Source organism: Enteractinococcus helveticum (genome assembly GCF_001657475.1).
In the GTDB taxonomy this organism is placed as follows: domain Bacteria; phylum Actinomycetota; class Actinomycetes; order Actinomycetales; family Micrococcaceae; genus Yaniella; species Yaniella helvetica.
In genome coordinates this window covers 1-861 of record NZ_LXEY01000069.1, presented here as the reverse complement: position 1 = coordinate 861, position 861 = coordinate 1, and the positions used below count along the sequence as shown (strand labels likewise).

The following is an 861-nucleotide window of genomic DNA, read 5'->3' as shown; positions in this document are numbered from 1 at the left end:
ACTCGACCCCATGAAGTCGGAGTCGCTAGTAATCGCAGATCAGCAACGCTGCGGTGAATACGTTCCCGGGCCTTGTACACACCGCCCGTCAAGTCACGAAAGTTGGTAACACCCGAAGCCGATGGCCTAACCCCTTTGTGGGGAGGGAGTCGTCGAAGGTGGGACCGGTGATTGGGACTAAGTCGTAACAAGGTAGCCGTACCGGAAGGTGCGGCTGGATCACCTCCTTTCTAAGGAGATAGTCAATATCTCAAGATATTATGAGTGGACCGTGTCATGGTTCCATCAACAGTCGTGTTGATGGGGACACGTTGTCTGCGTGGGTGGAACATCAAACAGATCGATACTGCTTGCGAGCAGTGTTGGGCTTGGCCAGTTCGTTGGTGTCGTGTGTGGAGTACTGCGGTTTGCGTTGAGTGAGCCTGCGTGGAAACGCCATGGGGTCAGCGGTCTGGTTTTTGAAAGTTTTTGGTACACTGTTGGGTTTTGGAGCAACCACATTTGGTGATCGTCACTGTTGGTGATGGTTGGTGGTTGTGCCCTCGGCACGACTGTCATGATGCGGTGCATTGTGGTGGTGGTGTTGGTTGGGGTGTTGTTGATTGTAACTGTATAGTGGACGCGAGCATCTTAATTTCTTGTGATTTTGTCCCTCGCATCAGTGCCCTGTGGGGTGGTGGTGTGAGTGATTTTTTGGATTGTTTGTGTATTTTCGTGCGACAACCTGCTCGTTGAGTGGGTTGTGTTTGCTCAGTTTGTGGTGACGAACAACTGGTGTGCGTGCATACTGGTTGGGTAAGTTGCTAAGGGCGCACGGTGGATGCCTTGGTAGTAGGAGCCGATGAAGGACGTGGGAATCTG

The 861-nt window shown here is 52.3% G+C and carries 1 rRNA gene; it reads left to right on the top strand.

The features are described from left to right. Positions 1-230, top strand: a 16S ribosomal RNA gene (locus tag A6F49_RS14535); the annotation flags it as partial. Between the last annotated feature and the right edge of the window lie 631 nt (positions 231-861).